At 38.3% G+C, this 24,958-nt stretch carries 24 protein-coding genes; 11 read left to right on the forward strand and 13 right to left on the reverse strand.

The genetic code is table 11. The features are described from left to right. The first annotated feature begins 98 nt into the window (after positions 1-98). The 5 genes from serC to EG346_RS20640 all read left to right on the forward strand — a co-directional run bounded on the left by serC (position 99) and on the right by EG346_RS20640 (position 6,314). A complete protein-coding gene (gene serC, locus EG346_RS20620) occupies positions 99-1,163 on the forward strand; it encodes a 3-phosphoserine/phosphohydroxythreonine transaminase (RefSeq protein ID WP_123881218.1) in 1,065 nt (354 codons plus the stop codon). A gap of 116 nt (positions 1,164-1,279) precedes the next feature. Continuing rightward, positions 1,280-2,245 carry a D-2-hydroxyacid dehydrogenase gene (locus EG346_RS20625; RefSeq protein WP_073335846.1) on the forward strand — a complete coding sequence of 322 codons (966 nt, stop codon included), beginning with the start codon at positions 1,280-1,282 and terminating at the stop codon, positions 2,243-2,245. A 3-nt stretch (positions 2,246-2,248) separates the two neighbouring features. After that, positions 2,249-3,493, forward strand: a complete 1,245-nt coding sequence (locus EG346_RS20630) for a DUF1015 domain-containing protein (protein ID WP_073335848.1) — start codon at positions 2,249-2,251, stop codon at positions 3,491-3,493. Between the two features lie 55 nt (positions 3,494-3,548). After that, positions 3,549-4,952: a M28 family peptidase gene (locus tag EG346_RS20635; protein WP_083564144.1), complete on the forward strand. Its 1,404-nt coding sequence runs from the start codon at positions 3,549-3,551 to the stop codon at positions 4,950-4,952. A 3-nt stretch (positions 4,953-4,955) separates the two neighbouring features. Then, on the forward strand, positions 4,956-6,314 hold the full coding sequence (locus tag EG346_RS20640) for a M20/M25/M40 family metallo-hydrolase (RefSeq protein WP_123881220.1): 1,359 nt from the start codon (positions 4,956-4,958) through the stop codon (positions 6,312-6,314). Positions 6,315-6,471: 157 nt separating this feature from the next. Here the strand turns inward: EG346_RS20640 and EG346_RS20645 are convergent, their stop codons facing one another. Beyond that, positions 6,472-7,002, reverse strand: a complete 531-nt coding sequence (locus EG346_RS20645; protein ID WP_123881222.1) for a hypothetical protein — start codon at positions 7,000-7,002, stop codon at positions 6,472-6,474. Between the two features lie 498 nt (positions 7,003-7,500). Here EG346_RS20645 and EG346_RS20650 point away from each other — a divergent pair, with 498 nt between their 5' ends. After that, entirely contained in the window at positions 7,501-7,755 is a 255-nt protein-coding gene (locus EG346_RS20650) for a hypothetical protein (protein WP_123881224.1), read from the forward strand. A 411-nt stretch (positions 7,756-8,166) separates the two neighbouring features. Here EG346_RS20650 and EG346_RS20655 read toward each other — a convergent pair whose 3' ends face one another. From EG346_RS20655 to EG346_RS20675, 5 genes are all read right to left on the reverse strand, one after another. After that, the gene (locus EG346_RS20655) at positions 8,167-9,333 is read right to left on the reverse strand and encodes a retropepsin-like aspartic protease (RefSeq protein WP_123881227.1); all 1,167 of its coding nucleotides are present in this window, start codon (positions 9,331-9,333) and stop codon (positions 8,167-8,169) included. A 147-nt stretch (positions 9,334-9,480) separates the two neighbouring features. Next, positions 9,481-10,521, reverse strand: coding sequence for a peptidylprolyl isomerase (locus EG346_RS20660; RefSeq protein ID WP_228423857.1), 1,041 nt, complete (start codon positions 10,519-10,521; stop codon positions 9,481-9,483). 81 nt (positions 10,522-10,602) lie between these two features. After that, positions 10,603-11,115 (reverse strand): FKBP-type peptidyl-prolyl cis-trans isomerase, encoded by a 513-nt coding sequence (locus EG346_RS20665; protein ID WP_123881228.1) that lies wholly within the window; start codon positions 11,113-11,115, stop codon positions 10,603-10,605. Between the two features lie 391 nt (positions 11,116-11,506). Then, on the reverse strand, positions 11,507-12,778 hold the full coding sequence (locus EG346_RS20670; protein WP_123881230.1) for a spondin domain-containing protein: 1,272 nt from the start codon (positions 12,776-12,778) through the stop codon (positions 11,507-11,509). 115 nt (positions 12,779-12,893) lie between these two features. After that, positions 12,894-13,967 (reverse strand): branched-chain amino acid aminotransferase, encoded by a 1,074-nt coding sequence (locus EG346_RS20675; RefSeq protein WP_073335868.1) that lies wholly within the window; start codon positions 13,965-13,967, stop codon positions 12,894-12,896. Positions 13,968-14,052: 85 nt separating this feature from the next. Here EG346_RS20675 and mnmD point away from each other — a divergent pair, with 85 nt between their 5' ends. Both mnmD and EG346_RS20685 read left to right on the forward strand, forming a co-directional pair. Further along, on the forward strand, positions 14,053-14,778 hold the full coding sequence (mnmD, locus tag EG346_RS20680) for a tRNA (5-methylaminomethyl-2-thiouridine)(34)-methyltransferase MnmC2 (RefSeq protein ID WP_123881232.1): 726 nt from the start codon (positions 14,053-14,055) through the stop codon (positions 14,776-14,778). Positions 14,779-14,868: 90 nt separating this feature from the next. Beyond that, positions 14,869-15,285, forward strand: coding sequence for an NUDIX domain-containing protein (locus EG346_RS20685; RefSeq protein WP_123881234.1), 417 nt, complete (start codon positions 14,869-14,871; stop codon positions 15,283-15,285). A 22-nt stretch (positions 15,286-15,307) separates the two neighbouring features. Here EG346_RS20685 and EG346_RS20690 read toward each other — a convergent pair whose 3' ends face one another. Beyond that, the gene (locus tag EG346_RS20690) at positions 15,308-16,012 is read right to left on the reverse strand and encodes a DUF4294 domain-containing protein (protein ID WP_123881236.1); all 705 of its coding nucleotides are present in this window, start codon (positions 16,010-16,012) and stop codon (positions 15,308-15,310) included. 51 nt (positions 16,013-16,063) lie between these two features. Between EG346_RS20690 and chrP the strand changes: the two genes are divergently transcribed. Both chrP and rpe read left to right on the forward strand, forming a co-directional pair. Continuing rightward, positions 16,064-17,137, forward strand: coding sequence for a chryseobasin maturation metalloprotease ChrP (chrP, locus tag EG346_RS20695; protein ID WP_073335876.1), 1,074 nt, complete (start codon positions 16,064-16,066; stop codon positions 17,135-17,137). A 143-nt stretch (positions 17,138-17,280) separates the two neighbouring features. Continuing rightward, positions 17,281-17,931: a ribulose-phosphate 3-epimerase gene (gene rpe / locus EG346_RS20700; RefSeq protein ID WP_072923387.1), complete on the forward strand. Its 651-nt coding sequence runs from the start codon at positions 17,281-17,283 to the stop codon at positions 17,929-17,931. Between the two features lie 73 nt (positions 17,932-18,004). Here the strand turns inward: rpe and EG346_RS20705 are convergent, their stop codons facing one another. The 4 genes from EG346_RS20705 to chrA all read right to left on the reverse strand — a co-directional run bounded on the left by EG346_RS20705 (position 18,005) and on the right by chrA (position 20,796). Next, positions 18,005-18,634 carry a DUF4082 domain-containing protein gene (locus tag EG346_RS20705; protein WP_123881238.1) on the reverse strand — a complete coding sequence of 210 codons (630 nt, stop codon included), beginning with the start codon at positions 18,632-18,634 and terminating at the stop codon, positions 18,005-18,007. Between the two features lie 322 nt (positions 18,635-18,956). Continuing rightward, positions 18,957-19,445 (reverse strand): chryseobasin maturation helper ChrI, encoded by a 489-nt coding sequence (chrI, locus tag EG346_RS20710; RefSeq protein WP_228426219.1) that lies wholly within the window; start codon positions 19,443-19,445, stop codon positions 18,957-18,959. Positions 19,446-19,485: 40 nt separating this feature from the next. Then, positions 19,486-20,580, reverse strand: a complete 1,095-nt coding sequence (gene chrH, locus EG346_RS20715) for an MNIO family chryseobactin maturase (protein WP_123881242.1) — start codon at positions 20,578-20,580, stop codon at positions 19,486-19,488. A 3-nt stretch (positions 20,581-20,583) separates the two neighbouring features. Beyond that, positions 20,584-20,796 carry an MNIO class RiPP chryseobasin precursor ChrA gene (gene chrA, locus EG346_RS20720; RefSeq protein ID WP_123881244.1) on the reverse strand — a complete coding sequence of 71 codons (213 nt, stop codon included), beginning with the start codon at positions 20,794-20,796 and terminating at the stop codon, positions 20,584-20,586. Positions 20,797-20,985: 189 nt separating this feature from the next. On the opposite strand from chrA, the gene EG346_RS20725 reads away from it, so the two are divergent. Continuing rightward, the gene (locus EG346_RS20725) at positions 20,986-22,830 is read left to right on the forward strand and encodes an alpha-L-fucosidase (protein ID WP_123881246.1); all 1,845 of its coding nucleotides are present in this window, start codon (positions 20,986-20,988) and stop codon (positions 22,828-22,830) included. 76 nt (positions 22,831-22,906) lie between these two features. Here the strand turns inward: EG346_RS20725 and EG346_RS20730 are convergent, their stop codons facing one another. Together EG346_RS20730 and rsgA are read right to left on the reverse strand one after the other, a co-directional pair. Next, positions 22,907-23,323: a nucleoside-diphosphate kinase gene (locus EG346_RS20730; protein WP_034687444.1), complete on the reverse strand. Its 417-nt coding sequence runs from the start codon at positions 23,321-23,323 to the stop codon at positions 22,907-22,909. Positions 23,324-23,968: 645 nt separating this feature from the next. Then, a complete protein-coding gene (gene rsgA, locus EG346_RS20735; RefSeq protein WP_123881248.1) occupies positions 23,969-24,895 on the reverse strand; it encodes a ribosome small subunit-dependent GTPase A in 927 nt (308 codons plus the stop codon). Between the last annotated feature and the right edge of the window lie 63 nt (positions 24,896-24,958).

Consider the following 24,958-nt stretch of genomic DNA (forward strand, 5'->3'; position numbering starts at 1 on the left):
ATGAGACGGTTTTTTTACCTTTAAATCTCAAAAAATCTAGTAAATAACAATAATAAACCGCAAGCCCAACCACCTTGCACAACCTAAAAAGTAAAAATATGAGCAAAAAGCACAACTTCAGCGCAGGACCATGTATCTTACCTCAGGAGGTATTCGAAAAATCAGCAGAAGCTATTTTGGATTTCAACGGGATTGGATTGTCTCTTCTTGAAATTTCGCACAGAAGCAAAGATTTCGTTGCGGTAATGGACGAAGCGCGTGCCATTGTGAAAAGACTGATGAACCTTGGTGATGACTATGAAGTACTTTATTTAGGAGGCGGTGCAAGCCTTCAGTTTGCGATGGTTCCTTACAATCTGCTGAAAGTAGGCGGTAAAGCGGCTTATCTTGACACAGGAACATGGGCAGCCGGTGCTGTTAAAGAAGCTAAAAAATTAGGAACTGTGGATGTAGTAGGTTCTTCCAAAGAAGACAATTATTCTTTCATTCCAAAAGATTATACGGTAGGTTCAGAATACGATTATTTCCACTGCACCTCAAACAATACGATTTACGGAACTCAGATGAAATCTTTTCCTGAAGTAGATACTTTGATGGTTTGTGATATGAGCTCTGACATTTTCTCAAGACAGCTGGATTTCTCCAAATTTGATCTTATCTATGCCGGAGCCCAGAAAAACATGGGACCTGCCGGTGTAACCTTGGTGGTGATCAAAAAAGAAATTCTTGGAAAAACAGGTAGAGAAAATATGTTGTCTATCCTGGATTATTCTCAGCATATTTCAAAAGAATCGATGTACAATACCCCTCCGGTTTTCCCTGTATATGCTTCTCTCCTTACGCTACAGTATCTTGAAAATAACGGAGGAATTGCAGCAGCAGAAGCAAGAAATGAAGCGAAGGCAAAACTTTTATATGATGAAATTGACAATAACCCTCTTTTTGAAACGTTCTGTGTAAAAGAAGACCGTTCATTAATGAATGTCTCTTTCCAATTGAAAGACGAAAGCAAAAAAGAAGAATTTGACAACGCATGGAAGGCTGCAGGGATTAGTGGACTGAACGGACACAGAAGCCTTGGAGGTTACAGAGCAAGCTTATACAACGCTTTACCAATTGAAAGCGTGCAGGTTCTGGTGGACGTTATGAAGTCAATAAAATAACTTATATTAGACGGCCCAAAAAATTAAAAAGATCTAAGGATTTCAGATGCCGGATATCATACTTTAAAGTCTAGTTTCTAACATCTTATCTCTACCATCTATTAAGACCATAACACATGAAAGTTTTAGCAAACGACGGAATCTCGAAAACAGGAGAACTGGCCCTTACAGAAGCAGGATTTGAAGTCTTGCCCAACAGAGTGGCTCAGAATCACGTTATCAATTTTATCAATGAAAATAACGTAGATATTCTTTTGGTAAGAAGCACGACGAAAGTAAGACAGGACATCATCGATGCCTGCCCAAGCCTGAAAATCATCGGGCGCGGTGGTATAGGCATGGACAATATTGATGTAGATTATGCCAAAAGCAAAGGGATCAAGGTAATCAATACCCCTACGGCATCTTCAAAATCAGTAGCCGAACTTGTTTTCGGACACTTTTTCGCCCTGGCAAGATTCCTTCACGAATCGAACCGACTGATGCCGCTGGAGGGAGAAACTCACTTCGAGGCTATGAAAAAGTCATTCAGCAAAGCGTATGAACTTTCAGGAAAAACACTTGGAGTGATCGGCTTTGGAAGTATCGGGCAGGAAGTCGTAAAAATGGGAATAGCATTAGGAATGAAAATCAAAGTACTGACAAAAAATCCAAAGACAAGAGTTCTTACCCTGGACTTTTTCGACGGACAGAGTTTGAATTTTGAGATCACTTCTACCAACGATATGGATGCTTTTCTTAAAGACACGGATTTCATCAGCATCAATACACCAAAAACAAATGAATATATTATAGACACGCCTCAATTTGAAAAAATGAAAGACGGCGTCTACATCGTCAATACGGCAAGAGGAGGTGTGATCAATGAAGTAACCCTTATTGATTTCATCGAATCCGAAAAAGTAGCGGGAGCTGCACTGGATGTGTTTGAAAGCGAACCAAGTCCGGAACTTCCTTTACTGATGAACCCTGCTTTATCCCTTTCTCCTCATGTAGGCGGAAATACAGTGGATGCCCAGGAAAAAATCGGCGCAGAACTTGCAGAACAAATTATTAAGCTACAAAAAGAAACCATAAGATAAAATATGCCTGTTTTTAAACCTTTCCGTGGAATAAGACCTCATAAAGACTTTGAGAGTACTTTCCCTACCCATCCGCTGGACAATTTCACCCAGGAGGAGATCGCAGAGAAAGCTCAAGTTGAAAATACTTACATCAACATGATTAAGCCGTATGTTGTAAGTAAATCTAAAGATATTGACCGGAATTTAAGAAAGATCCGATCAACGTTTGAAGAGCTTCTGGATGAAAAAAAACTGGTCCAGGACAGTTCAGCTTATTATCTTTATGAGCAAATCTACCCCAACAAACAAATTTTCAGAGGCTTGCTTGGATTAGCAAGTATTGAAGATTTCTGGAACGGAAAGATCAAAAGACATGAGAGCACCATTCCTCAGAAAAAGGAAAAACTGGCTCATTATCTGGAGAAAGTAAATCTGCAGGCAGAACCTGTACTGCTTACCTATCCTTCCAATTCCAAGATTGAACTTCTGATGAATCATGAAGAGAAGAATGTTCCTATTTTCAATCATGTAGATTCTATTGGGATCAGACACAAGATCTGGAGAATAGACAACCGTCTGAAACTTCAGCAGTTCAAAGAAGTCATTGACCAGATTGACTCTTTCTACATTGCGGACGGGCACCACAGAATTGGTTCTACCGCATTGAATGCAAAGTACCACAAGGAGAAAAACAAAAGACATAACGGTACCGAAGCGTATAATTTTGTGTACAGTTTTATCGTATCCAATCAATCCATTAAGATCCACGATTACAATAGAATCCTGTCAGATCTGAACGGCCTTTCAAGTGAAGAATTTTTAAAGGAGCTGGATCAGTATTTCCTGATTCATGAAAAAGGTGAAGCATCTTACTTCCCTTCTCAGAAATTCCATATTTCCATGTATCTGGACGGCAAATTCTACTCGCTTCACGTAAAGCATGATCTCCGTTCAACGGAAATGTCTCTGGATAACCTTGACCATCATCTTTTGGATAAATATATTTTTAAGAATATTCTCAAAATTGAGAATTCTGACAGCTCGGAAAAAATTACGTATGCTAAAGGAACCTCTAACATTCAGGGAATTAATTCTTTAAAAGAAAAAATCGACAACGGAGAAGGAAAAGTAGGATTTGGAATTTATCCTGTGAGTTTCAACGATATGATCAAAATTTCAGATCTGAAACTGAGCATGCCTCCAAAATGTACCTTCATTGAGCCTAAATTGGTTACAGCACTGCTAATGTACGATATGAAACCTTAATAAATTACTAATTTTTCCCTACTTTTAGCATCGGAAAAAGAAAGGTAAATAAAAAATGAAAAAAATCTTCATTATACTTCCACTCTTTTTGAGTGGATTTTTATTTTCTCAAAAAAAGCCAATTAAAAAACCTGCGAAAAAGGTTACTACGGCAAAGTTCAACTATCAGGATGAATTCAAGAAGATCTCGGATGAGATCATGACCAACGGAACCGCGTACGACAATCTTGGTGAACTTACCAAAGGAGTGGGTCCCCGTTTCAGTGCAACTCCAGGATATGCGAAAGCAACAGAGTGGGCCGAAAAAAAGCTTAAAGAAGCAGGTGCAGAAAATATATGGAAACAAGACGTCAGAGTACCTATATGGATCAGAGGAAAAGAATCTCTTCAGATCAAATCTGGTAGCAGCGACTGGAAGAATATCAGAATGCTCTCTTTTGGAAACTCGGAAGGAACAGGCGGTAAAGATCTCACTGCCGAGATTATACTGATCAATGACATAACAGAGCTTAATGCTTTGACATCTTTACAGTTAAAAGATAAAATCGTCTTTGTCAACACCCCTCTCGATCCAAAAGTGATCAATACCGTTGACTCTTATCTTGTCACAGCCAAATCCCGACTGCTGTCTGCTTCAGTCATCGGAAAAAGAGGAGCCAAAGGCCTTATTATCAGATCACTCACCACGGCTTCGGATGATACACCCCACGCCAAGATGATCTATTATGAGCCGGACGACAAAGCAAGAATCCCGGCCGTCACCATTGGGGTAAGATCTGCTGATGAACTGGAAAAACTTCTGAAAAAACAGAAAGTAACGGCAAAACTGAATATGTCTGCCGAATCCAAAGGAGAAACAATTAATCAAAATATTATTGGAGAAATTCCCGGCAATAAAGATGCTAAAGTCATTGTTCTGGGAGCTCAGCTTGACTCATGGGACTTTGCAGAAGGAGCTCACGATGACGGTTCCGGAGTTGTACAGTGTATTGAGGTATTAAGAGCCTTCAAGGCGCTTGGATTGGCGAATAACCATACCATAAGGGTTGTCCTGTATGCCAATAGTGAAAACGGTGGCCAGGGAAGAGAGATGTATGCTTCTTATGTAAAAAAGAAAGATGAAAAACATATTTTTGCTTTAGGAACAGATTCCGGAGGCTACTCACCGAGAGGATTTTCACTGGATATGCCCCCTCAAAGAAGAAGACAGATTTTTGAGTGGAAAAACTATTTCCTTCCTTACGGCATTTATGATTTTGATCAAACCTACGCGATACAGGACATTGCTCCTCTTAAAAAACTTGATATTCCGCTGGCAGAGCTTGTTGTAGATACCCAGCGTTATTTTGACTATCATCATTCTGTGGAAGACACCTTTGACAAAGTCAATAAAAGAGAGCTTCTGCTGGGGGCTACAGCAATGACTCAGCTGATTTTTATGATCGATAAAAACTGGTAAACTATGAAAAAGATAATTGGAACTTCATTATTATGCCTGGGAATGGCTGTTTTTGGCCAGTCTAAAGAAGATTCTATCCAGTTCAGCAAGATTTCCACAGAAATACTGAACAATGGAAAAGGCTATACAGAACTAAGGGATTTAAGCAAAAACATTGGTCACCGCCTCAGTGGTTCAGAAGCTTACGAAAAAGCTGTAAAATGGGCAGAACAGAAACTTCGTGATGCGGGTGCCGATAAGGTGTGGCTGCAGGAAGTAATGGTTCCCGTATGGACAAGAGGAAAGGAATCTCTGCAAATCAAAACAGCAGATGGAAAATGGAAAGGCCTGAAAATGCTCTCGCTTGGTAACTCTGAAGGTACAGGCGGAAGAGATGTATCAGGCGAGATCATTATCGTGAAATCGATGGAGGAATACGATAAGCTTTCCGTGGATCAAGTAAAGGATAAGATCGTATTCTTTAACTACCCTTTCAGTCAGTCTTTTGTGGAAACATTCAGAGGCTACAGCGATGCAGCAAAATACAGGGTAACTGCAGCTTCATTAACGGCTAAAAAAGGCGGAAAGTTTGCAATTGTCCGATCACTGTCTTCCGCTTTTGATGATGTTCCTCACACGGGAGGAATGCGTTATGAAGATCAGGTTTTAAAGATTCCGGCAATAGCCATCGGCACTACGACAGCAGACGAACTGGAAGCTCTATTAAAGACGCAGAAAGTAACGGCAAAACTTAATTCCAACTGTGGTATGAAAGGCGAGAAACTTTCCCACTCTGTTATCGGCGAAATCACAGGAAAAAAAGACCAGAACGTGATCGTTGTCGGAGGACATCTTGATTCATGGGATGTAGGGGAAGGTGCGCACGACGACGGTGCCGGAATTGTTCAAAGCATTGAAGTCCTGAGAACGTTTAAAAAATTAGGAATTAAAAATAATCATACGATCCGGGTTGTTTGTTTCGCCAATGAAGAAAATGGTGTCAAAGGGGGGATTCAATATGGAAAAACAGCTAAAGAAAAAAATGAAAAGCATCTTTTTGCGATAGAGTCTGATGCGGGAGGTTTTGCGCCAAGAGGCATCGCGTTGGAAATGGATGAGGAAAAGAGACAACAGATCAAAAGCTGGACGGGGTTATTTCTACCCTATGGTGTTTACAATTTTGAAGGAAAATATTCGGGAACGGATATCTATCCACTTCATGATATGGGAGTTCCTACTGCTGAGCTGGTTCCTGATTCCCAGAGGTATTTTGATATCCATCACACGGAGGAAGATACTTTTGAAAAGGTGAATCGAAGAGAGCTTCTTTTGGGCGCTACAGCCATGACCCAGATTATTTATATGATTGATAAGAACTGGTAGGCTTTTTATTAAATATTTTGTCAACAAGTTAATTCTTACGAGTTTACTTGTTGATTTCTTTATTGGATTTTTTAAACCACCCCGTCAAAAATTCTTTGAATTTTTGCCACCCCTCCGGAGGAGGGGAATGTGATTCCATCAATAGAATTTTGTGTTTTTAAATGGGACAGTGGTCTATTTTTTTTACCTTCTTTATTTTTCTTCCGTACTTCAATTCATAAAGAAAACTTTTCCAATAGTGCCTTAATCCTCCACCCGATTCCCAGTTGATATCAAACTTCTCTCCTTCCAAAGAATACCCCGGCTGTGTAATCTTAGCGTGAAGCATCGGCGGATGATCTTTTATTTTTTCATAATAATCAGGCTCCCCGTTTGATTTTCTGTAATACTGAATTTCAATAACCGTTTCTTTGTGTAATGCTTTAAAAATGTAAAGATTAATATCATACAGATCCGGGTATTCTTTTTTTAATAATTCAATAGCAGCATCTAATGGCATCGGTCTTTTATATTTATTGATCTTATTCCTCAATTTTCTTCTTTCCCGAAAATTTTCGCCAAATTCATTACAGTCAGAAACAATAAAAGTCAGATGATCTGAAATTTTATTCCAGCATCGGTATTCTGCCCATTGTATAAGTTGAACAGCAATACTCCGTATATTTTCTTCCAAACTGTCCTGAGTCATCAATGATAATTTTATTTGAACTTAAAGCAACTTAAGCCTAAAATTACATTAAAAAATTCACTTTGGCATGATATTCGCAAGCTAAATGATTGAAAAAAAAAAATATTCAAACACAAACGATGATTAAAAGTTGCCGCGGGATTTTCAGTTTCCGCTGGGCCGGATAAAGGCTATTTATCATATTTATATGATCCTTTTTCTTTAGATACCGTATACAACGGAAGAGATAATCCTCTTATCAATTCCATTTTTACGATGTACTGTGTACGGTGTCATAAAGCTCATGAATCCCTTTCCGGATTCAACACTGCTTTTAATTAAACTTTTCCGGGTAGCATAAAGCATGCCCTGATACTGAACAATAAAACGGCCATTTGATCATGACCTTAGCAAGGTTTTAGCAATGATCTATGTCCCTTTAATCAATAACGGAATAAGTGATTCCGGACCGTTCTATGAAAGGACGGAAAACAGATGTATAACCCTTAAAAAGTGATTATGATGAGAGACTTTTTTGAAATGATTTTTAAGAGAAATGAAGATGCCGCAAAAATGAATATCTGGAGCCTTATGCTCTTGTTAAGTTTTGCCGTTTTTTCCGTACTAGTATATGCCTCAAAACCTAGTTTTAACAGCTTAATAGTATACCTTACCGCATTTGCGGCATATCTTGGCTTTGGACTTGTATTTATTAGCTCCCTGGCCGGAAAAATGAATTCTTCCCAGATGAGGAAGAAATCAAGACACGCATAATTTTAATTTCTATTTTTACTAGAAAACCGTTCACTATTGCTGAACGGTTTTTTTGTTGGATATCTTATAACTTATCCAAAAACATCGGTTTTTAAAATATTTTTTAACCACAAAAGTTTTTAAACGTTCTAGTTGTTTTTAAGCTTGTAAAATTTTAAACTAAATTACACTAAGGCATTCCATACCTTAAAAACATCGATCTGTTTTGTGACCAGATAAGCATAAAAAAGAAAAAATAACAAAATCTGTTACACCAACTTCAATTTCCAGAGAAATCTCAAATTCCCATCCCTTGGAGGGGTGGCAAAAATTCAAAGAATTTTTGACGGGGTGGTTTAAATTTTCATATTCCACATCATAAAATATGAGTAACCTGAGAAACGCCTAAATCTTACACTCTCCAACTCCACCTTATACTCCCAAAAACTCCTTCTTCTCCAGCTTTATCTCCATTTCCTTACCTTCTCTCATGATCTTTACATGAATGGCATTCTGGCCGCTCTCTACCCTGTTAAGGAAATAATGGCACGCAGCGTCTTTGTCCAGATGATCAAGATTTATATTGTTTATACTGATGATCGCATCTCCTATTTTCAGCGGGAAATTTTCTTCCTGAAAAACGAAGGCAACTGTGGGTTTGGCATCAACAAATCTATATCCGAAGCCGAAAGATTCCAATTTGGCAGGTTCGTTTTTGATGCGCTTCATGTAGATCTTGTTTGCTGACCAATCGAGGATGAAAATAAAGTTTTTAAAGAAATCGTTTCCGATGAGGCTTGTACTTCCGGTAGCGATGATTTCGTTAGAAAAGCTTTTATTCCCCAATGACAGATCTGCTGTTCTGAAAATATACCCCGGAGCAGGCTTTCCGGCCCCGTAAGCTCCGACAGAACTCGTTCCATAGACTTCTATGCTTTTCAGCGCTTTTTGGGCATCATAGGCCTTGTCTGTGATCTTTAGTCTTCCTGAAAATCCGGTATCAAAAGTAAGATCGATCTTTTTGCCCTGCAGATCGGTCTCTACAACAGGCGTTTTTTGCACTCTCGGACTGAAAGGAATGACAATATCATAATCTTCGGGATTAAACTGAGCCAGGTCTTTTGAAGCTTCCAGTGAATTTTCTGAATAATTGATCTTCCAGAAAAGCTTTGCCATTTGATTGGCTCCCAGAATACCATCTATTTTGAAACAGCTCAGTTCCGAAACACTGAAATCCATCACCACTGCACCTACATCTTTGAAAACAGCCTGGTCTACGGTCATTTCAGGCAAAATGGTAAAAATCTGTTCGTGCTTATTTTTCTGAGAATCCTTTACCGTACTTTTATGTTTTTTCTCTAATCCCAATTCAGCATAGACTGTTGTAGAAATGACGGTCGGAGCTCCGGTATCAAACAGAAAATTATAGGATTTCCCGTTGATGCTTACCTGCACAAAAGGGAGATCATTGGCATATCTAAGGTTGATCTTTTCTACGGGATTTTGAAGCTGTGCCTCTCCGCTTTTGAAGAATTTCTTTCCCTGAGCAGAAAAAGTGGTTGTGGAGAGAATGAGAAGCGTGTAGAGGATTTTTTTCATGAAATAACTTTATACGAAAGTAGGGAAATTTCATTACTGTATTAAAATTAAAACTATCCAATCAATAATTTTATATGATTTGGATTATAAATTGGAGTATAAAAAAAGCCATCCTTCCGGACGGCTTTCAATATTTTAAATTTTCAATTACTGTACTTTCACAAGCTCAACATCGAAGATCAACCAGGCGTTTGGTGGGATAACCCCTCCTGCTCCTCTTTCTCCGTACGCCATTGCTGGTGGGATCAATAAGGTAGCTGTTTCACCTTCTTTAAGCAACAGGATTCCTTCATCCCATCCTTTGATTACTCTTCCCATTCCGATTGGAATTTCAATAGGCTCGTTTCTTTTGAATGAAGAATCGAATTCTGTCCCGTCGATTAATTTACCTGCATAGTGTACAGATACATTATCACCAGATTTGGGAGCTTTTGCCCCTGCCACTGTTTTTGTGATCTTGTAATATAATCCCGATTCAGTTTTCTGCATTCCAGCTTTAAGGTCTTCGACCATTTTCTCCTGGTTAGCTTTGAATTCCTCTTCTTTTTTCTTTTTGTCAGCTTCTTCTTTAGCGATATATGCTTTATTATTTTCTGCGATTTTAGCTTTTCCTTCCGTGAAAGTTTTTGCCGCATCGTAGTTCTTGTAAGCATCCCCTTTTCCGAAAACAGAAACTTTCTCTAAAACGATATCTGTTTTAGGCTTGTCCTGAGCTCCTTTTTCTACGTTAGCGATTGCATCGATGACATCGTTACCTTTCACTACTTTTCCAAAGATCGTGTGTCTTCCGTCTAACCAAGGAGTAGCCACTTCAGTGATGAAGAACTGAGAACCGTTGGTGTTGGGTCCGGAATTGGCCATAGAAAGTATTCCTTTACCTGTATGCTTAAGGTCGTTTTTCTCGTCCTCGAATTTATATCCAGGATCTCCCATTCCCGTTCCCTGAGGATCACCTCCCTGGATCATGAAATCTTTGATCACTCTATGGAAAATAGTTCCGTCGTAAAAAGGAACTCCTTTCGCTTTAGCTTTGTTGTCTATTTTTCCTTCTGCAAGACCAATAAAATTGGCTACAGTTACCGGTGCTTTTTTGTCTTCGAACTGCACGATCAGGTTTCCTTTAGAAGTCTGAAGATTTGCATAAAGTCCGTCATTAAGACCTTCGTAAGTTTCTTTGTCTACGTTCATTTTTTTATAGATTGGGGTACAACTCATCAGCGAGATACTTGCCGCTGCCAGAATTATATTCTTGTTAAACAATTTCATTATTTATAGAGCTTTTAATTTTATGATCAATGGTATATCGTTGTCTATATTCTTTTCGTCTCCAAAAGTCCCGTAGGCCAGTGAAGAAGGGACCAAAAGCGTTACTTCCTCTCCATCATGCATAAAACGCAAAGCATTCTCTACCGCTTTCAGTTCATCAAAATGCCCGAATCTGGCATCTCTTCTTTCAAAAGGTTTATCGTAGATCCTGGTTTCGTCAAAATCATACAGATCGTAGGAATAAGAGATCGGCGTATCATCCGCTCTTCTTGTTCTCTGATCAAAACCTTCAACAGTTACCCAGTAATTAAGCTGTGTAGGATAATACTTCACAGACTGTCCGGTGATCCAATCCTGAATCTGGCCTCGTTCTATGGTATTCAGATTCTTCATCCTTTCCTTGGAAACATCCAGATCTTTCTGACTCAACACTCCGCCTACGGAAGGATGTGCTGTGGGCGCATTCCGGTTGCAGCTTAACAAACTTACTGCTGATATGAAGAGTAATTTTTTCATAAACTTTTGCGAAAATACGCATTTCGGGGAAATATTGTTCAATCGGTTTTAAAAAATTTTGGAGAAAATGATGAAGTATTTCAGGAGGATGAGATTATGGGAGATTTAAAGATTAAAAAAAATTTAACCACAAAAGTCACAAAAGCTTAGAAAACACTTTAGTAATTTTTAAAGTTGAATAGATTTCGCACAGTAAGTACACTTACGTTCTTATGAAAATCTTTGATTTTCTGCTTTTGTGATCTTATTGTTTTCACGATGGTAAAACTTTTAAAACTGTTCTGAAGTGTTTAACATTAAAAACTTTTGTCTCTTTTGTGGTTGAATTAATGACTTATTTAAAACAAAATCACCCCACAAAGAGGTGATTATATGCTTTGGTATTGATCTATTACTGGATAGTCACTTTAATCATCTGTGGTACGGCAGGAAGAGTAGTAAACGGATTGGGATTGGCTAATTGCTGTACCGGCTGGCTTTCAGCCTGCGCCGGCTGAGATCCGATATGAGCGCCCGGGAAAGAGCTCTGTAGTGTTCCACTATCAAAAAGCCCCATGATAGAAGAGATATCTCCTCTCGTTGAACCATCTACTCCGTTATTGACTGATGCAACGAACCAGTCATTAGATTGCCCGTACATCGTTGCGAGTGCAATACGATCTCCTTTTCTAGCGGATATGGATTGGGAAGCTTTACCACCATTGTTCCCGTTGATTCTGGGCTGCAAAACAGTTGTCGCAGGATCTTTAAGAACATATACTTCTTTAATGCCGGATTGGGTTTTAAGAAAAGCTGCAAGCACATCTGCATTTCCCTGCTGGGAAAGTTCCTTCAGGCCTTGTCCGCGGTCATTTTCTCCGGTTTTAAAGATAGGATTATCATTGCCGCTGTATACTACGACCAATACTGGTGAAAACGGAGAATTAGGTCCAGTAATACCTGTAAGATACTGTTCAAGAGTGGTTGTTTTTCCGGTTTCAGCAAGATCGGTCAATCCGTTAGCTGATAATTTACCCGGCGTAAAAATTGGATCTTCTTTTACAAGCGTATTCCCTGAAATATGGGATACGGCCCATACTCCTGCACTGACAGGTGTTTCATTGGCTGTCCCGCCTGAGGTATTAGTGATTTTCAAAGTGAACTTGGTTCCTCCGTCATGGGTCAACTCAGCTTTCAGCAATTGGGAGGCAGGAACACTTAATGCAATTTCAGCCACATTCTTTATCGGATTTTCCACTGTTCCAGGATGATTCACTGAGGGTCCTGGAGTTTCATTGACACGGGTCCCGTTGTCCCAAAGTCTGATCTGTGAAGAAACATTTCCGGTTACCGGATCACCATTGTCCTGATACAATTTTATTCCAGGATTGGCAGGAGCGAAAAACAGATCATTGCTATTTCCGTACATCGCCGCAAAACTTATGGTCTGACCTTTTCCGGCATAAAAGCTAAAAGAAGTAGATTCTCCCGGATTAAGAACAGGGGATGAACCCGCATTCTTGAACGTTCCGAATTGGGTCAGTGCTTTACTATCAATTATATTTTCTACGGTTATTGTGGCCGAGTCATTTACCGCCTGCTCTGTATCATCATCAGTACTGCATGAGGAAAAAGCTAAAACGCCGATAACCGAAAGCAGACCAAGAGGTAATTTGAATTTCATCAATTGCATCGTATTCTAAATTTTCTGAAAAATTACCAATATTTAGCGAGAAAATAAAAAAAACCGGCAGAATAAATTTCTGCCGGTCGTATTATTGAATCAAATCATGTTAAAATTAAACCGTTTCCAGAACGTCTTTTTCAACGACTACTCTCCATCCGAAAGAGTCTTCGCTCAGGTTGTTCTGAAGATCTGTAAGGTCCTTTTTAAGGATTGCAGCATAGCTTTCCTCATCTGATAATCTTGGAAGTTCAAGTTTTACGCCTTCATATCCTAAAGCCTGGAATACGGTAGTTACAACCGCTGTCCCTACTCCCCAAACTTCTTTCAACGTTCCGTTTTTCTGAGCTTCTACAACCGTTTTCACTGCTACAGGCTCTATTTTCACCTCAATTCCTCTTTTCTTAGCAAGTTGGATGAAGCTGTCTCTTGTTACCCCGTCAAGGATTTTTTCAGAAGTCGGCGGCGTGTAGATAGTATCGTTAATTCTTACGAATACGTTCATGGTACCACTTTCTTCAAAATATTCGTGAGTTGCATCATCCGTCCAGATAATCTGCTCGTATCCTTCTTCAATAGCCAGCTGTGTAGGATAGAAAGAAGCGGCATAGTTACCTGCTGCTTTTGCTGAACCTACTCCTCCGTTGGCTGCTCTTGAATAATGATCTGAAATTTTTACAGAAACCGGCTCTGAATAATAACTTTTCGCTGGTGTAGCAACAATAGCAAACATATATTTATTGGCAACTCTTGCTTTCAAAGCTTCCTCCGTAGCAAAAATCAATGGTCTTATATATAATGACATTCCCTCTCCTTGTGGAATCCAGTTTCTGTCAACGTCCACCAATGCTTTTAATCCGTCCAAAAACATTTCCTCAGTTACTTCAGGCATTGCCAGACGAGTTGCTGATTTGTTGATACGCTCAAAATTCTTTTCTGGCCTGAAAAGGAAAACCTGCCCGTCTTTGTCTTTATAAGCTTTCATACCTTCAAAACAAGCTTGTCCGTAGTTTACACCCATCATGGCCGGTGTAAATGGTATAGGACCGTAAGGAACCAATTTTACATCACCCCATTTTCCATTTTCATACTCACATATCACCATATGGTCAATAAAAGTACTTCCAAATGAAAAATTGTTCGGATCGAATTCCGAAAGTCTGGAGTTTTCAGTTTTTTGAATTATCATTTTTAAAAATTTTTACGATGTTCTACAAATTTAACATAATTTTCTAAATATAAAAATTTTGGAGTAAATTTGACAAAAAAATAGCTTGAAAAGAGAGATTAAAACCACAAACGACGGTAGTAAAACATTGTTTATCAATGATTTAAACGAAAACTACCATTCTCATCATGGAGCGCTCCAGGAAGCAGAACATGTGTTTATCAAAAATGGACTAAATCAGGTAAATGATTATAAAATTAATATTTTAGAACTCGGTTTTGGAACAGGTTTGAATGTTTTGGTGACAATTAATGAATATTTAAAAACTGACAAAAATCATGTCATCAACTATTTTTCTCTGGAAAAATACCCCATAAATGAATCCGAAATTAATGATCTCGCCTACTTTGAGCATTTTGATAACCCCGAATTTAAAAATATTTATCAAAAAATTCATCAGGCAGACTGGGGAAAATCGGTTGAAATCATTAAAGGTTTTCATCTTAAAAAGATCGAATGCGACTTCTTCTCCCTGAAAGACATAGACTTACCGAAAATCAATCTGGTTTATTACGACTGCTTTGGTGCAAGAGTACAGCCTGACTTGTGGGAAAAACCGCTTTTTGAAATGGTTTCCGACAAAATGTCCGTTAACGGTTTATTAACAACCTACTCTTCAAAAGGAAGTGTACGAAGAATTCTTCAGGATCTTAATTTTAAAGTGGAAAAAAAACAGGGACCTCCGGGAAAAAGAGAGATGATGAATGCCGTAAAGATGGAAATCAAAGAAAACGAATCAAACAACGAAGAAGAGGCAGAAGCTAAATCTTAAAGAACCAAGCAGGGAATGGCAAATTTATCTTTTGGGTTTCGCCTTTTCCACTTATTTCCTTATTTTAGCGATACAAAATATTATTTATATATGATTGATAAGGTCAACATTAGAGTATATGCGTGCGCAGTAAAAGATAGAAAAGTACTGACCCTTTTTGAAGAATATGCAGGTGAACCCCTAATGAAGTTTCCGGGAGGCGGTTTAGAATTTGGAGAAGGACTTCTGGAATGTCTTCACAGGGAATTTGATGAAGAACTGAATGTAAAGATCGAAGTTGTGGAACACCTTTATACCCAGGAAGATTTTCTGGTTTCCCGTTTCAGAGAAAATGAGCAGTTGCTTACCATATATTATATCGTCAACATTACCACTGAAGAAGACTTCCTTATTCTGGATCCATGTATTGAAAGAACAGAATGGATAGACATCGACAGACCGGATAATCCATTTCCGCTTCCGGTAGATAAAATAGTATTCGATAAGTTAAAAGAAAAATTCCTGTAAATAATTTACAGGAATTTTATATTTATTTTCTGACTTTAAAATCTCCGGCTCCCGGATAAGGCTGCAGATAGCCTGAGTTCCAGTTGGATTGCAGCAGAGATTCAATAAACTCATCTGTTCTGTTCTTATGAGGATTGTATTGGTCTTTCAGGTCAATATCTGCCATTTTTCCTTTCACATTCCACCAGAAAGCACTCCATCCGCCTCTAAGTTCTTTAATGATCTCATATACATTCTTACCGGTAGCTCTGTTCATGAGCTTGGCAAAAACCTGGCCTTCCGTTGTGGTAAGATCCCTCAGTTGCTTTTTATACTGATCGGCAAGCATATTCTGTCTTTCTTTTACAAATTTCCTTTTTGCTTTACTGTCCATATCGTTCATATCAGCCTGAATATCTCTGTACTGCTGGAGTGCAGTAACAAACAGCGGATAGACTCTGTTCAGCTTTTTATTAAGGAAATAGTAGTAATTTTTATCCAGTTGGTTATTAAACCTCGGTTTATTCACCAAAACCAGCTCATCCAGCACCACCACCGGCTCGCCGTTAATTTCATAAACCTTCATCTTCTGACGTTCGTCATAATAATATTTATTACCGAACTCATCTACTTTCAATGATTCCGCAGGATATTGATTGAGAGGTTTTGCAACAATAGAATCCTTCTGACCAAAAACACTGACTCCAAAAAAGAAGATAAAAAGACAGACAATCTTACTAAAATTCATTATTTTTACACTTATAATAACAAAAATTAAACGCAAAAATCATTCCTTTTTATGAAATTTGAAAAGAAATCTTTAAAATTTTTAGAAAAATATTTAAACACCTCTTCTCCAACAGGTTACGAACACAAAGGCCAGGAAATCTGGATGGACTACATCAGACCGTATGTAGATACAATCGAAGTAGATCATTACGGAACATGCTATGGGATAATCAATCCCGAGGCCGAATTTAAAGTAGTGATTGAAGCGCATGCTGACGAGATCTCATGGTACGTGAATTACATTACAGATGACGGATTGATCTATGTTATCCGAAACGGTGGCTCAGATCAGACCATCGCGCCTTCTAAAGTGGTACATATTCATGGTGAAAACGGAATTGTAAAAGGCGTATTCGGATGGCCCGCCATTCATACCCGGTCCAATCAGAATGAACCTACTCCTAAAATTGAAAATATCTTTATCGATTGTGGAGCCATTTCCAAGAAAGAAGTGGAGGAAATGGGAATTTATGTAGGATGTATGATCACGTACCCAGACGAATTCTTTGAAATGAATGACAGATATTTTGTCTGCAGAGCACTGGACAACAGAATCGGAGGTTTTATGATCGCAGAAGTGGCCAGACTTTTAAAGGAGAACAAAAAATCGATTCCTTTTGGACTGTATATCACGAATTCTGTACAGGAAGAAGTGGGATTGTATGGCGCTGACATGATCGCAGATACCATTAAACCCAATATTGCTATCGTAACAGATGTTACCCACGATACCACTACCCCAATGATTGAGAAGAAAAAAGAAGGTGACCAAAAGTGCGGTGACGGACCTGTGGTTTTCTTTGCTCCAAGCATTCATCATACCATCAGAGAACTCATCATTGATACTGCAAAATCCAAGAAAATTCCTTTCCAGAGAGCTGCCGCCAGCAGAGCTACTGGAACAGATACTGATGCTTTCGCCCATTCCAACGGTGGAGTACCAAGTGCGCTAATTTCCCTACCTTTGCGCTATATGCATACAACGGTAGAAATGGTATCTAAAGAAGACGTAGGCAACGTGATCAAACTGATTTACGAAACGCTTCTGAAGATTAAACCGGAGATGAAACTGAAGTATCATTAAGAGACGAAAAGACACAAGAACCAAGATACAAGATGTAAATGGGCAGCTATTCAAATGTCTCCTACCTTTAAAAAGTCCTGATTCTTGGGTATTGGCTCTTGACTCTTGGTTCCTGATTCTAAATATCTAATATAAAAGTAAAAATGAAAACGAAGCTTATCGCTCCTTCCCTTTTATCCGCAGACTTCGGGAATCTGCAAAGAGACATTGAAATGCTAAACAATTCTCAGGCAGACTGGTTCCACATTGATGTGATGGATGGGAGATTCGTTCCCAACATTTCATTTGGTTTTCCCGTAATGAAGACCGTTCAGCAGCACGCTAAAAAATTTGTAGATGTTCATTTAATGATCGTTGAGCCGGATAAATACGTAGATGAATTCATCAATCACGGTGCAGACCTTATTTCTGTACATTATGAAGCTTGCACGCACCTTCACCGAACGATACACCACATCCAGAGCAGAGGGGCAAAAGCTGGGGTAGTTTTGAATCCTTCCACTCCGGTATTGATGCTTGAGGACATCATCGCTGATGTAGATCTTGTACTTTTAATGAGTGTAAACCCAGGATTTGGAGGACAGAAATTCATTGAAAACACGTATAAAAAGATTGCAGAGACTAAAGATCTTATCCTGAGCAACAATTCAACGGCACTGATCGAAATTGATGGTGGTGTCAATCTTGAAAATGCTTCAAAACTATTCGAAGCAGGCGCTGATGTTCTTGTGGCAGGAAATGCAGTGTTCTCTGCAGAGAGTCCGGAAAGAACGATTGAATTGCTGAAAATCTAAGAACTTAACAAGTACTTACCTACCAAAGGCAGCCCGATAAGCTGCCTTTGATTTATTAGTAAAACAATGGTTACTAGTCTACCTGCTGAAAATTAAAACTCAGATCACCTCCATTGTAATTAAGCGAAATATTAGTAGGAAAAATCTGGGATGAAGTACTCAGCCAACGGTATTCCAGAAATTTAATATTGCCTGCAGTGATTGGATATACCGCATTACTATTATCTGGCCTGGTCTTTTTATACCAGTCATTGGAATTCATTGTAATCACATACTTTTTATCTTTCTCCAGAGCTAATTCTGCAATAACCTTTGTGAATAAAGTGTTTGAAGCTGACACATTTACCATTTCCGTCCTCAGCACCGTTTTAGCAGTATAATCCCATATTGTCACCTTTAAATCAGGATTTACATCCGGCAACCGTAGTGTAATTGCATTGATCTTTCCTTTTACATTCGGTGAAAACACGAGACCAAATTCATAATTTCCTGAATTGATAAAATTAGTGGTCATTGTAAATCCTGCATTTTCCTGATATTTAGCTAATGGATTCTCTTCTGCATAGACGATAGGTTGAGGAATCGATTCATCATCATTCTTACTGCAGCTTGTTATTAAGAATACTGAATTCAAGGCCATTGCTATACAAAGACTTTTACGAGATAGCGATCTCAAAGTAGAAAAAACTTCTAAATGTTTCATTGGTTTTAATTTTAATCATTAATGGCACAAAGATTAAAATAACCGGGAGGTAAAACATCAGGAAAAACACTGTTTTAAGATGAGTTATTGCCCTATTTTTGATGGTATACAATGACTAAAAAAGAGAAAAAGGCAACTCCTGAGGGCTGCCTTTCTTCTTGCGGAATTTGAGCTTATGTGGTTATTAGTTTTTTGTTATAAGATTTAATGCTTAAGATTCCTTGTGTTATTGCTGACGTAAAATTGCAAATAAAAATACATACGGCACATCCGTAGAAATACTGAATCTCCATTAGGTATTTCTACTTAATCCCGGAAATAATTAAGGTAATTCTTTGCGCCAGATACAGGCACAAATTACCAAAACGATACTTATGACTGAAAATATCGTTCTGACCGTATTCAAAAGATTCCATCTGTTTTCAAAACTTTCACGCATCTGCTTAATAGCTTCTACTGTCGAACTGCTGATATCAAACTTATCCAGCATATCATTTAAAGGAACATTTCCCACAATGGTCACCCCAAATACACCGATCAGATAAGCAGCAGAAGCCAATAAAAGAAAGATAAAAACAGATGACTCACCACGGAACAGAAAAGTGGTTACAGGAAGCAACACGGCAGTTCCCATAAAACTCATAAAGAATACGGGATTAAGAATCTCCCGATTAATATTCTGCATAGATTTCAGATATTCGGTGTCAGAAAGTTTTCCCAGTCCGAGTACGACCGAACATGAGTAGGCATAGAAAAGCCCGGCGATCAAAGCCGTAAGTACGGCAGTAATGAGTAAAAATACCGTTGTCATTTTCATATATTTTGATTTGTGATATAAAACAAAAAAAATCCTAGTAAGGATTCCATTTTTTGATGATTTGCTGTGCGGTCATGATCATTTCTTCATCCCAGTTCTCGGGTTTGAAATACTGAAACGCTTCATTCTTAACTTTTGCGACACTACTCTCATCAAACAGCATCTTTGTCAATTTTATCTGTTCATCATAAAGCACCATATCTTCTACAGGTTTCGAATCCACTCCAATTCTTCTGTTCCAAACTTTCTTATCTTCAGACCGATCTTCAGACTTACTGATAATTTCTTTGACCCGATTAAAATCAGCAAAAAAGAAAAGCTTATCAGACTCAGCACATAAGGTATGCCCAAGCCTTTCGATAACAATATATTCAAGGTTTTGACATTGGGATAATACTTCAGGCAACATCTCTACTATTTCGTCGGGAATACGGTCATCATGGGTATCTCTCCTGACTGGTTTCTTTGCGTAAGCACTTTCCTGCCAGCTTCCTCCGGAAAGATGGATTTCTTTCACTTTCTCCAGTGGATACAGTTTTATAATTTCCTGCATGCTTACTCCAAAATTGCATGACTGACAGTAGATATTATGAAGATCCAAAATAAGAAAACCTTCAATATCTTCTACGAGTTGATCCAGAAAAACTCCCTGCTCTTTCACATCGTCTATAGAAAAAGAAAAAGCAAGATTTTCGACTCCAACCGGAATTTCAACAGCATCCTGAAGTCTTTTAAGCCTGTCTTTTCCAATATGAAGGGTTAAGGGATGCATTGGAACAGGCAACGGAACCCCCTGATGAAAATTTTCAGTATTCATAAACCCGAAATGTTCGGTGATATGATTGTATTTTCGATTGGCACATTCCTTTTTTAATTTTTTAAGCCATATTTCCTGCCTCTCATTCCATCTGGCATCAAAAAGGGAATAATAAACGCCATGTCCCAAAAGCCGGTTATTGGCTGCATAAAAATCCAGTAATCCCGAAAGCCATTCCGGCTCATTAACATCATAGAAGGTGTCAAAAGACCATTCCAAAACATCCACAGAATTATTCTGCAGAAGAGGAAGTATCGCGGAAACAAAATCTGCTTCCGGCATCATTGATAATCCTAATAAAGGCTTACTCATAAATTATCCCATTCCACAGGCAGGACAGCCGCCACCAGTTCTGAGAATCGTATCTTTTTTGGGAACAAACTTTGTTTCAGCAGTCTTTATGGACTTCGGAGAATCTGCTTTCTTTATTTTACTGGCCGGTTTTTTCGCCTTTTTAACAGGTTTTGTAGTCTGTGCCGATACACTTACGGCCAATAAACTGGCCATTACTAATGCTGGAATTTTCATATTCTTTTTTTAATGGAACTTACAATAAGTATTCCATTCATGATTATGCTAAAAATATAACAATTTACGAGAGGACATTTTAAAATTTAAAGTTCTTGCTGATATTTTAATACAAAAAATCAGAATCACTCTAATTATCCTAAAATGTAATATCCTTTATTTATATTTAACGTTAAATTATAAAGGAGCATGAAGAACAGGTTGATCAAAGCCATTTTCTTAGGATTGATAGCATCATCATATACCATTAACGCACAGACCGAATCACCTGACAACAGCAAAATGGAATGGTTTAAAAATGCTAAACTTGGTATCTTTATCCATTGGGGCATCTACTCGGTGGATGGAATTTCTGAATCGTGGTCGTTCTTCAATAATTACATTAACCATGAAAATTACATGAAACAGCTGAACGGATTTTCAGCTTCCCGATATCATCCTGATGAATGGACTGAGCTTATCAAAAAGTCTGGCGCTCAGTATGCAGTAATAACAACCAAACATCATGACGGCGTTTCACTCTGGAACTCAAAAGCCGAAAAAGCAGTGACAATACCCACTCATTCTTTGGCAAAAAAAGACGTTTTGACCCCTTTTGTCAGCAGTCTTAAAAACTCAGGACTGAAAACCGGACTTTACTTTTCTCTTCCCGACTGGAGCCATCCCTATTATGACATTCACACAAGAACAAAAAAACGGTACGAAATCAAAAATGATCCGAAGCGATGGGAACAGTTTATCCATTATTACCAAACCCAGTTAAGTGAGCTTTCTTCACAATATCATCCGGACCTGTTATGGTTCGACGGGGATTGGGAACACTCCTCCACAGAATGGAAAGCTCCTCAAACATTAGACATCCTAAAGAAATACAATCCCGGGATCATCATTAACTCCAGGCTTAACAATCACGGGGATTATGACACTCCTGAACAGGGAATCCCTGTCCTAAGTCCACAAAGTCAATATTGGGAACTCTGCTATACAATGAATGATTCATGGGGATATCAACCTGATGATCATCATTATAAAACACCTAATATGATCGTGAGAACTTTGGCAGATGTGATCAGCATGGGAGGAAATTTACTTCTAGACATAGGACCAAAACCTGACGGCACCCTTCCTGAGCAACAGATTGAAATTTTGAAAAATCTGGGAAGATGGACCTCAAAAAACAAAGAAGCCATCTATGGAACAACCCGCGGACTTCCATTTGAGAATTTTAAAGGAAAATCTTCTGTCGCAGGAACCAAAAAATCTATATTCCTGTATCTTGAAGAAGCTAAGGATTTCGTAAAGGTATATGGTTTGGCTAACAAACCGGATGCGGTGAAAATTGTTGGTGAGCGTGATGCTAAAGTTAATTTCAGTTTTAGCAATGAAGGCACTGTTATCATTGATTTATCTAAGGTTTCATTTGATCAGGATGTTACCATAGTAGAGCTTGTCTTCAAAAATCCTCCTGCCCTGATGGAAAACTTAAAAAAGGATCGACAAGTTCTCACGACTATTCTTGAAAACAAAAGCACCAGAATCGCAGCTTATGATATGGCAGACCTTCTTCACAGCGGAAACAATCTTCTGAATGGATCGGGTCTTACCAGCGACGGACAGGACATGAAAATTCCCCAAACAGCCAAAACCAATCCTGAAACCCTGCAATGGATCAGCAAACATGCGGAAGCTTTATACGAAACCGGAAAAGGATTGCCAGCAGGACATTACCCTGGAATGAGTGCATTGTCAAAAGACAGAAAAACCCTCTATCTTTTTGTAGAAGGAACTCCTACAGGTCCAATAGCATTAAAAGGAATAAAAAATAATATTTCAAGAATCAGAATTGTGGGTGAGGGATCTATCATCAGTCATTCAATTTATAATAAACTGTACTGGAGTGACACGCCTGGAATTATCTATATAGATGTTCCAAAGCAAAGGCTTGACAAAAATATGACAGTAATCGCTATATTGCTTGATGATCCTGTAGAATTGTACAGGGAAAAGGTTGGGGCTATAGAAAACAACCTGTAAAATATTATTTCGAGACATTTTGGCATAAAAAAACCAGAGAAAATTCTCTGGTTTTATATTTTTTAAGGATATTTTCTTAGAAAATCTCTCTTCCTGAAAAATGGAACTGAGCTTCAATAAGAGCGTTCTCGTCAGAATCTGAACCGTGAACCGCATTTTCTCCGATGCTTCTTGCAAACATTTTTCTGATTGTACCTTCCGCTGCTTCTGCAGGGTTGGTAGCGCCAATCAATGTTCTGAAGTCTTCAACTGCATTGTCTTTTTCTAAAACAGCAGCTACGATAGGACCTGAACTCATGAATTCTACCAATTCTCCATAAAATGGTCTTTCAGCATGTACTTCATAGAATTTTTTAGCGTCAGCTACAGTAAGCTGAGTTAATTTTAAAGCTTTGATCTTAAAACCTCCTTCTGCGATCTTACCTAATATAGCACCGATATGTCCGTCTGCTACTGCATCAGGCTTAATCATAGTGAATGTAATGTTAGACATAAATGTATATTTTTTTAATGGCGCAAAATTACAAAAAATATCTTTGATTTTTATTTTAATTTTTTTTTAACATAAAAATAACTTTTATTAACAAAGGCAGAAAAATTTTTGGCACAGAAATTGTTAATTCTATTACGATTCTCATGTTTAATTTGAGTTTTCATGGTTATTAGTTTTTACCCAGCTTCGGCTGGGTTTTTTATTTGTAATAATCTGAATAATAAATTGCGAATTTGATAATTTTTAAAACCTATTAAAATCATATTAATACACTATTGCTTCTATTTCAATCAATGAAATAAATTTATTTTTTCAGTTTTAATTTCTGAGGAAAATCGGAATGACAAAAAAATACTTATCTGGCAGAAAAAACGCAGACAAAAAGTGGAGTTATTGTAGATGTGGAAATATTTTTGTGAGTAAAAAACCAGATTTTTTTTAAAAGCAAAATTTTTTCAGAATCAAATTCAAAGATTGGAATTCAGATCCGACTGATCCCTCTTGAATTGATTGACCAAAAATCTTACAGGAAGAGGTTGGATATGTGACAAAAGTTCTTTCCCTAAATAAGGATAGGACAATTTCTCAGATTAATCATTTTAATCCGGCAGATTACTAAAATCCGATTTTACATTTGGAATATTTCTATTGCCTGGTCGCTTCTTCAGCCTCTTCCATCAATTTTATGTAGTTCGCATAGCGGGAATACTGAATTTCTCCGGTTTCAAGAGCGTCAAGAACGGCACATTTAGGTTCATTGACATGAAGACAGTTGTGAAATTTACATTCTTCCCTCTTCTTAAAGATCTCAGGGAAATAATGCTGTACTTCTTCTTTTTCAATGTCAATCATAGCAAACTCACGTACCCCAGGTGTATCAATAACATTTCCGCCAAAATCCCAGAAGTGCATCTGCGCAAAGGTTGTCGTATGTTTTCCCTTCAGGTGAGAGTCTGAAATTTCAGAAGTTTTTAAATTCAATCCGGGCTGTAACGCATTCACCAATGTAGATTTTCCACATCCTGAATGCCCAAAGAATACAGAGGTTTTATCCTTAAGGAGATCCTGAAGCTGGTTGAAGTTCAGTTTGGAATAGGATGAAGTTTCTAAAGTCTCATACCCTATTTCCTGATAAAGGAATTCTATATCCTTAACAAGCTCTATCTCTTCTTCGTTCAGAACATCAATTTTATTGAATAAGAGCAAAGGTTTAATATTATACGCTTCACAACAAGCCAGAAATCTGTCCAGGAATCCAAGTGAAGTTTCCGGATGTTTGAGGGTAAAGATGAAGCAGGCCAGATCTATATTGGAGGCAATGATATGGGCTTCTTTTGAAAGGTTGACAGATTTTCTGATCAGGTAATTCGTACGGGGTTCTATTTTGGTGATCCAGGCTACGTCATCCTGCTCTAACTGAAATTCCACAAAATCTCCTACAGCAAGCGGATTGGTAAGCCTTGTCTTGATGAGTTTGAATTTGCCGCGGATTCTGGCTTCGAAAATTGTATTGGTTTCGAATTCCATGACCTGATACCAGCTGCCTGTAGATTTAATGATTTTTCCTTTCATATGATAATTGGCTGCAAAGATAAGCAATTAGGGCTTAGGATTTCGGTATCTGAGTAAACTCTT

Source organism: Chryseobacterium carnipullorum (assembly GCF_003815695.1).
GTDB lineage: Bacteria > Bacteroidota > Bacteroidia > Flavobacteriales > Weeksellaceae > Chryseobacterium > Chryseobacterium carnipullorum.

Bases quoted from the DNA above. Each gene is read 5' to 3' on its own strand.
- EG346_RS20660 (WP_228423857.1), bottom strand. From the start codon at position 10,521: ATGAACGTAGACAAAGAAACTTACGAAGGTCTTAATGACGGACTTTAT.
- EG346_RS20650 (WP_123881224.1), top strand. From the start codon at position 7,501: ATGATGAGAGACTTTTTTGAAATGATTTTTAAGAGAAATGAAGATGCC.
- EG346_RS20665 (WP_123881228.1), bottom strand. From the start codon at position 11,115: ATGAAAAAATTACTCTTCATATCAGCAGTAAGTTTGTTAAGCTGCAAC.
- EG346_RS20630 (WP_073335848.1), top strand. From the start codon at position 2,249: ATGCCTGTTTTTAAACCTTTCCGTGGAATAAGACCTCATAAAGACTTT.
- EG346_RS20690 (WP_123881236.1), bottom strand. From the start codon at position 16,012: ATGAATTTTAGTAAGATTGTCTGTCTTTTTATCTTCTTTTTTGGAGTC.
- rsgA (WP_123881248.1), bottom strand. From the start codon at position 24,895: ATGAAAGGAAAAATCATTAAATCTACAGGCAGCTGGTATCAGGTCATG.
- chrA (WP_123881244.1), bottom strand. From the start codon at position 20,796: ATGAAAATTCCAGCATTAGTAATGGCCAGTTTATTGGCCGTAAGTGTA.
- EG346_RS20640 (WP_123881220.1), top strand. From the start codon at position 4,956: ATGAAAAAGATAATTGGAACTTCATTATTATGCCTGGGAATGGCTGTT.
- rpe (WP_072923387.1), top strand. From the start codon at position 17,281: ATGAAAACGAAGCTTATCGCTCCTTCCCTTTTATCCGCAGACTTCGGG.
- chrP (WP_073335876.1), top strand. From the start codon at position 16,064: ATGAAATTTGAAAAGAAATCTTTAAAATTTTTAGAAAAATATTTAAAC.
- EG346_RS20685 (WP_123881234.1), top strand. From the start codon at position 14,869: ATGATTGATAAGGTCAACATTAGAGTATATGCGTGCGCAGTAAAAGAT.
- EG346_RS20730 (WP_034687444.1), bottom strand. From the start codon at position 23,323: ATGTCTAACATTACATTCACTATGATTAAGCCTGATGCAGTAGCAGAC.
- EG346_RS20705 (WP_123881238.1), bottom strand. From the start codon at position 18,634: ATGAAACATTTAGAAGTTTTTTCTACTTTGAGATCGCTATCTCGTAAA.
- EG346_RS20655 (WP_123881227.1), bottom strand. From the start codon at position 9,333: ATGAAAAAAATCCTCTACACGCTTCTCATTCTCTCCACAACCACTTTT.
- EG346_RS20625 (WP_073335846.1), top strand. From the start codon at position 1,280: ATGAAAGTTTTAGCAAACGACGGAATCTCGAAAACAGGAGAACTGGCC.
- EG346_RS20670 (WP_123881230.1), bottom strand. From the start codon at position 12,778: ATGAAATTCAAATTACCTCTTGGTCTGCTTTCGGTTATCGGCGTTTTA.
- chrH (WP_123881242.1), bottom strand. From the start codon at position 20,580: ATGAGTAAGCCTTTATTAGGATTATCAATGATGCCGGAAGCAGATTTT.
- EG346_RS20645 (WP_123881222.1), bottom strand. From the start codon at position 7,002: ATGACTCAGGACAGTTTGGAAGAAAATATACGGAGTATTGCTGTTCAA.
- EG346_RS20635 (WP_083564144.1), top strand. From the start codon at position 3,549: ATGAAAAAAATCTTCATTATACTTCCACTCTTTTTGAGTGGATTTTTA.
- chrI (WP_228426219.1), bottom strand. From the start codon at position 19,445: ATGACAACGGTATTTTTACTCATTACTGCCGTACTTACGGCTTTGATC.
- serC (WP_123881218.1), top strand. From the start codon at position 99: ATGAGCAAAAAGCACAACTTCAGCGCAGGACCATGTATCTTACCTCAG.
- EG346_RS20725 (WP_123881246.1), top strand. From the start codon at position 20,986: ATGAAGAACAGGTTGATCAAAGCCATTTTCTTAGGATTGATAGCATCA.
- EG346_RS20675 (WP_073335868.1), bottom strand. From the start codon at position 13,967: ATGATAATTCAAAAAACTGAAAACTCCAGACTTTCGGAATTCGATCCG.